Genomic DNA, 457 nt, shown 5'->3' on the forward strand with positions numbered 1-457 from the left:
AGCTCGTCTTTTGATAGGGTTGTCATCGTCGTGTTCGGGGGCGGTCCCCGCACGCGATGCGAAAGAGGGAGCCGACCCGGTTGAGTCGTAGTACACCACAACCGACCTTTGTTATCGTGACGTTTCCGGGAGGCACCGGACCGGTTTCTAACGGAGATTAAGCTCATCTTCACGCGATATTTACTCGGAGACGGACCGTCAGCGGGAGGGAGTTATCTCGGTCTCAGAGATGATTACGTATCTCGTCGGTTTCGAGAAAAGTCCTCGCGCCGGAATGGGAGCAAACTCGCGACAGCGGCGGTAAGGAACCCAATTGTCCAGTATAGAGGTGGCTAACAATACCCGATGGCGGCGATACTTAGATTCGAGACTACAATGTTCGAATTGACTGGCTTCCAGCGCGACCTGCTGTACGTGATTGCCGGCGCAGAGCGCCCGTCCGGGCAGGAGATTAAAG

General features: G+C 55.6%; 1 pseudogene. It reads left to right on the plus strand.

Annotation, left to right across the window (positions count from 1 at the left end):
- Positions 1–375: 375 nt before the first annotated feature.
- A pseudogene (locus tag DVK06_RS17675) lies at positions 376–457 on the plus strand (PadR family transcriptional regulator); the annotation flags it as partial.

The sequence above is a fragment of the Halorubrum sp. Atlit-28R genome (assembly GCF_003665955.1).
Taxonomy (GTDB): Archaea; Halobacteriota; Halobacteria; order Halobacteriales; family Haloferacaceae; genus Halorubrum; species Halorubrum tropicale.